Source organism: Methylophaga sp. UBA5088 (genome assembly GCF_002414625.1).
GTDB lineage: Bacteria > Pseudomonadota > Gammaproteobacteria > Nitrosococcales > Methylophagaceae > Methylophaga > Methylophaga marina.
Map to the genome: position 1 here is coordinate 1 of NZ_DIAC01000086.1, position 6,468 is coordinate 6,468.

Consider the following 6,468-nt stretch of genomic DNA (forward strand, 5'->3'; position numbering starts at 1 on the left):
GATACCGAGACCGAAATCTGGTGCGAGGCGCGTGTTAAGGATGAGCGTAATGTTACTGACTCGGGCGGTCATACTGAAAAACGTTATGTGATTCAGACTGAGGTATCTCTGGGCAATCAACAATGGCCTATAGAAGTCACTCTGACAAACCGCGATAATATGCTGTTTAGAATGCTGTTGGGTCGAACCGCTATGACCGCCGGCAATCTTATTGTCAATCCTGCCATGTCATTTATGACTGGCCAAAGTGTTCAGGAGCATGATGAACAGCCTGTTAAAGAATTTTTTGATGGAGAAAGCTGATGAAAATCGCCGTTCTTTCTCGTAACCCCAAGTTATATTCAACGCGTAGACTGGTTGAGGCAGCAGAGGCGCGAGGTCATGAAGTACATGTATTGGACGTACTTCGATGCTACATGAACATTACCTCGCTAAAACCTGAAGTGCATTACAAAGGGGAAATTCTGACAGGTTATGATGCTGTCATTCCACGAATTGGTGCATCCGTCACTTTTTATGGCACAGCGGTGCTTCGTCAATTTGAAATGATGAATGTTTATCCGCTTAATGAGTCAGTGGCTATCAGCCGCTCACGAGATAAATTGCGCGCGCTTCAATTATTATCCAGAAAAGGCATTGGTTTGCCTGTGACAGGCTTTGCGCATCGTCCGGATGATGTAGACGACTTAATAAAAATGGTCGGTGGCGCGCCGTTGGTGATTAAGTTGCTGGAGGGGACACAAGGTATTGGTGTGGTACTGGCCGAAACTGAAAAAGCCGCGGAAAGTGTTATTGAAGCCTTCATGGGCATGAAAGCCAATATCCTGGTGCAGGAATTTATCAAAGAAGCTGGCGGTGCCGATATTCGCTGTTTTGTGGTCGGTGATAAAGTCGTTGCATCAATGAAACGTCAGGGAAAAGAAGGCGAATTTCGTTCTAATCTGCATCGTGGTGGTAGTGCTAACTTGATCCGTATTTCACCCTTAGAGCGAGCCACGGCTGTGCGTGCTGCGAAAACTATGGGCTTGAATGTCTGTGGTGTCGATTTACTGCGTTCAAATCACGGTCCGGTTGTGATGGAAGTGAATTCATCACCGGGACTGGAAGGTATTGAGAACGCAACCGGTAAAGATATTGCCAGCATGATCATCGATTTTATCGAGAGAAATGCCCGTTCTGGTAAAACAAAAACCCGGGGTCGAGGCTAAGCGCATGTCTGACGTTTTAGTTCTGGCTGGCGAGGAAGTCAGATTAGGGCAAAGTAAGATTATCGATGTGCCTTTGCCTGACCTTTATATGCAGACTGCGTTGAGCATGCCTGTGCACGTCATACGTGGGCGTCGCAAAGGCCCGATTCTGTTTGTATCAGCCGCCGTGCATGGTGACGAAATCAATGGCGTTGAAATTATTCGCAGGTTGGTGAAAAGTAAGAGTTTAAAAGGTCTGAAAGGCACCATCATCGCGATTCCCGTGGTTAATGTGTATGGCTTTCTCAATCAATCCCGTTACTTACCAGACAGACGCGATCTGAATCGCTGTTTTCCTGGTTCAGATGAAGGCTCGCTGGCTGCCCGATTAGCTGACTCATTTATGAAAGAAGTCGTCAGTCAGTGTACGCATGGTATCGATCTCCATACCGCTGCCATTCATCGCGATAATTTACCTCAGATACGAGCTGACTTATCCAATCCTGACGTAGAAATGATGGCTCATGCTTTTGATGCGCCTGTGGTAGTGAACTCGAGTCTGATTCAGGGGTCACTACGTTATGCGGCCGCTTCATATGATGTGCCAGTAATTGTGTATGAAGCTGGTGAAGCTTTACGATTTAATGAAATGGCAATCAGGGCTGGTGTGAAAGGCGTCTTGGCTGTGATGCGTCACATTGGTATGTTGGCAACGACTCGACACAAAAAACGTCAACACGAGCCATTTGTCGCTCGAAGCAGTGTTTGGGTCAGAGCGCCGGAAAGTGGCATCTTCAGAATGCTGGTGCCCATGGGCGCCAGTGTGAACAAAGGAGATTTACTAGGCATGGTGGCTGCTCCCTATGGTAAAGGGGATTCTGAAACAGAGGTGCTGGCGAGCAGTTCAGGTATCGTCATCGGCCGTACCAATATTCCACTAGTGAATGAGGGAGAGGCCTTGTTTCATATCGCAAGGTTTAACAAACCGGACGAAGTGGCTGATAGTGTGCTGGCTTTTCATACGGATTTGGATCCAGCAACAGATACCGCAGTGCCTGATGAATTACCGATAATTTGAGCAGGTGTCACTTTGATGTCATCTCGCCAATGTAATAATTGAAATAATTCTTTGCTTTTTCATTGCAAACTAGTGAAAATCGCGCCCTTTAACTAACCAAGACGGGAATAATCGTCAATGCAGAAAACGCCTTTTCCTACTATCGATAACGAGCTGGATTTAAGTACTGAATGGAGTGCTGAACATAGTGCTCGTTTATATGGAGTCAGGGACTGGGGAAGTGACTATTTTGATGTGTCTGAAGATGGCAATGCGGTTGTCAGCGTGCAGTTTGGTGAGAAAACCATACAAGTGCCCATCATCGATATCGTCAATGGCATGCGTGAACGTGGGCTGGATATGCCGGCCGTTTTACGCATTGAAAATCTGCTCGATCAGCGTATTACTCAGCTTAATGAAGCCTTTTCACGTGCAATAGAAGAAGCAGATTATAAAAATCATTACCGTGGCGTATTTCCAATCAAGGTGAATCAGCAATGTCACGTCATTGAAGAGATTGCGGATTACGGTAGCCGTTATCATCATGGTCTGGAGGCCGGCAGTAAGGCTGAATTAATTATCGCCTTGTCACAGCTACGTGATCACGACAGTCTGATTGTCTGTAATGGTTATAAAGACGAAGAGTTCATTGAGCTTGGTTTGTATGCCCGTCAAATGGGGATCAAGTGTTTCTTTGTTTTGGAAACGGCGATGGAGCTGGATATTATCCTTGAGCGTAGTCGTGCTCTGGGGATTGACCCTCTGATTGGGGTTCGCATTCGTTTGGCTTCTATGGTGGAAGGTCACTGGAATGAAGACAGTGGTGATCGATCTATCTTTGGTTTATCCACCAGTGCTTTATTAGGTGTGGTTGATAAACTCAAGCAAGCGAATATGCTGCATTGCTTGCAGTTATTGCACAGCCATCTCGGTTCTCAAATCCCTAACATTCGTAATATCCGTACCGGTGTTATGGAAGCATGTCGGTTTTACGCGGGCCTAATCGAAGAAGGTGCCCCAATGGGCTACATCGATATGGGCGGTGGTCTGGCTGTTGACTATGAAGGGGCCAGAAGTAACAGCACACACAGCATGAACTATGGTCTGGATGAATATTGCTACAACATCGTTGAAGCTTTACAGGAAAGCCTGGACCCACTCGATATTCCGCATCCGGTCATTATTTCTGAGTCTGGTCGTGCGTTGGTGGCGTACTCATCGATGCTGCTTTTTAATGTATTGGAAGTGCGAGAGCACAAAGCGGAACCGCTCCCAGCTGAAGCGCCAGAAGACAGTCACGATCACATCATTAACTTATTCAGTGTGCTTGACTATGTGAGTCCGGAAAATTTACAAGAGTGCTATAACGACTCTTTGTATTACCGTGATGAAATGCGTGAGTTATTTCATCATGGTCAAGGGACCATTCGTGAACGTGCTTTGGCTGAAAATCTGGCATTGGCCATTCTTGAAAAGATTTCGAATTTGCTGCCACAGGCAAGACGTGTGTCTCAGGAGCTGGAAGCCTTACCAGAACTTTTATCTGATATTTATTATGGTAACTTCAGTTTGTTCCAGTCCTTGCCGGATATCTGGGCCATCGATCAGTTATTCCCGATTATGCCCATACATCGCTTAAATGAAGCCCCCGTCAGAGACGCCGTGTTGGCAGACATGACCTGTGATTGTGACGGTAAGATTGATAACTTTATTTCACCAACGGGCGTGAAGAAAACCTTGCCATTGCATGAGCTTAAAGACGGTGAAGAATATTACTTAAGTGTTTTCCTTGTTGGTGCTTATCAGGAAACGCTAGGCGATTTGCACAATCTGTTTGGCGATACCAATGTCGTCAGTGTGCATATCAACGAAGAAGGCGGCTTTGATTTCCGCCGCGAGTTCCACGGCGACAGTATTGCCGATGTACTGAGTTATGTTGAGTACGACCCTAAACACATGTTAGAACAATTCCGGCGTATCGCTGAAGAAGCTGTGCGAGACGGACGTATTTCGGTGCCTATGCGCCAAAAAATGTTGCATGCTTTTAAAGAAAGTATGCATGGCTATACTTTTTTTGAACGTTAATTGAGACGAGTTAAAGGAATTCAGCAATGTCTAAAGTCCTGATTATTGGTGCCGGCGGTGTCGGTGGCGTAGTCACACATAAATGTGCACAGTTACCAGAAGTATTCTCTGAAATTGTATTGGCAAGCCGAACAGAAGAAAAATGCAAAGCGATCGCAGCCCAGTTAGACCGACCTATCAAAACAGCGAAGGTTGATGCGGATAATGTCGCTGAATTGACCACGTTATTGGAACAAGAGAAACCCGATTTAGTGATTAATGTGGCCTTGCCGTATCAGGATTTGACCATTATGGATGCCTGTCTGGCAGCCGGGGTGGATTATCTGGATACGGCTAACTATGAACCACTGGATACAGCCAAGTTTGAATACAAATGGCAATGGGCTTATCAGGATAAATTTAAAGAAGCGGGCTTAACAGCATTGCTGGGTAGTGGTTTTGATCCCGGTGCGACCAATGTGTTCACGGCCTATATTGCCAAGCATTACTTTGATGAAATCCACGAGTTAGACATTATCGATGTCAATGGTGGTGATCACGGTTATCCATTTGCTACCAACTTTAATCCGGAAATTAATATCCGCGAAGTGACTGCTGAGTGTCGTCACTGGGAAAATGGCGAGTTTGTTGAAACGCCTGCGATGTCAAAAAAAGCGACATTTACCTGCCCAGAAGAAGTCGGTACCTACAATATTTACCGTATGTATCATGAAGAACTGGAATCATTAACTAAAAATTTCCCGACTCTGAAACGCGCTCAGTTCTGGATGAGTTTTGGTGACAGCTATCTGAAGCATCTGGAAGTATTGGGTAATGTCGGTATGACCGGTATTGAGCCTATTGACTATAACGGCCAGAAAATTGTACCGATTCAGTTTTTGAAAGCTTTACTCCCTGACCCTTCAACTTTAGGCCCAAGAACCAAAGGTAAAACCTGTATTGGTTGCGTGGTGAAAGGCATTAAAGACGGCAAAGAAAAAATTGTTTACCTGTATAACATCAAAGATCATCAGGATTGTTATCAGGAAGTCCAGTCTCAAGCTATTTCTTACACCACAGGTGTACCAGCCATGATTGGTGCCAAAATGATGTTAGAAGGTAAGTGGAAACAGCCTGGCGTGTGGAATATTGAACAGTTCGATCCTGATCCATTTATGGAAGACATGAATAAATATGGTTTGCCGTGGAGTGTGATTGAGCTTGATAACTTTAATCTGGACGACTAATTTCGATGCAGTTTACTGATTTTGGCAAACTGGATTTATCTCGTTTGCCATCACCGTGTTTTGTGGTTGATGAAGTTGCCGTAGAACGTAATCTACGCATTCTGCATGGTGTGGCTGTCGCGAGTGGTGCAAAAGTACTTGGTGCCCTAAAAGCCTTTTCTATGTGGTCGCTAGGTGACTTAACACAAAATTATCTCAATGGCACTTGCGCCAGTGGCTTGCATGAAGCTCGTTTGGGATATGAAGAGTACGGTGGCGAAGTACATGTGTTTGCTGCTGCTTTTAGTCAAGCGGATATTGATGAACTGCTTACATTCGCTAATCACATCGTGTTTAACTCTTGCAGCCAGTGGTTACGGTTTAGAGAGCAGTGTCTAGCGGTCCAACAGCAACGACCTGATCTGGAGTTTGGTTTACGAATCAATCCTGAACATTCTGAAGGGGCTGTGCCAATTTATGACCCTTGTTCACCAGGTTCACGCTTGGGCATCACGCTGTCTCAGCTTGATGAAAGTGCATTAGCAGGCATTAGCGGGCTACATTTTCATACCTTGTGTGAACAAGGCTTTGAGCCACTTGAGCGAACAGTGGCAGCAGTTGAATCAAAGTTTGGTCATATCTTGCCACAAATGAAATGGGTCAACTTTGGCGGTGGTCATCATATTACCGCTGATGGCTATGATATTAATGGGTTGGTCGAATTAATCCAGGCATTCCAATCTCGTCACGATGTGCAGGTCTATCTTGAGCCAGGTGAAGCCATGGCGATCGGTACTGGTATTTTGAGCTGTGAAGTGCTGGATATCACCTGGAATAAACTGAACCAGGCGATTCTTGATACGTCCGCCACTTGTCATATGCCGGATACGCTGGAAATGCCATATCGTCCCGATATTCATGGTGCGGGTGAAGC

General features: G+C 45.6%; 6 protein-coding genes. All 6 read left to right on the top strand.

Features of this window, described 5'->3' with window-relative positions; all coding sequences use genetic code 11:
• Window positions 1-303: ATP-dependent zinc protease (locus B4K20_RS10805; RefSeq protein ID WP_289282889.1), on the top strand; the 303-nt coding region annotated here is incomplete at its 5' end.
• Window positions 303-1,208, top strand: a complete 906-nt coding sequence (gene rimK / locus B4K20_RS10810) for a 30S ribosomal protein S6--L-glutamate ligase (RefSeq protein WP_286304388.1) — start codon at window positions 303-305, stop codon at window positions 1,206-1,208. The genes B4K20_RS10805 and rimK, both read left to right, overlap by 1 nt.
• 4 nt (window positions 1,209-1,212) lie before the next feature.
• Window positions 1,213-2,265: a succinylglutamate desuccinylase/aspartoacylase family protein gene (locus B4K20_RS10815; RefSeq protein WP_289244714.1), complete on the top strand. Its 1,053-nt coding sequence runs from the start codon at window positions 1,213-1,215 to the stop codon at window positions 2,263-2,265.
• Between the two features lie 117 nt (window positions 2,266-2,382).
• Window positions 2,383-4,329, top strand: a complete 1,947-nt coding sequence (gene speA / locus B4K20_RS10820; protein WP_289282890.1) for a biosynthetic arginine decarboxylase — start codon at window positions 2,383-2,385, stop codon at window positions 4,327-4,329.
• Window positions 4,330-4,355: 26 nt separating this feature from the next.
• Window positions 4,356-5,555 (top strand): saccharopine dehydrogenase family protein, encoded by a 1,200-nt coding sequence (locus tag B4K20_RS10825; protein WP_289282891.1) that lies wholly within the window; start codon window positions 4,356-4,358, stop codon window positions 5,553-5,555.
• Between the two features lie 5 nt (window positions 5,556-5,560).
• On the top strand, window positions 5,561-6,468 hold a 908-nt coding region (locus B4K20_RS10830; RefSeq protein WP_289282892.1), incomplete at its 3' end, for a carboxynorspermidine decarboxylase.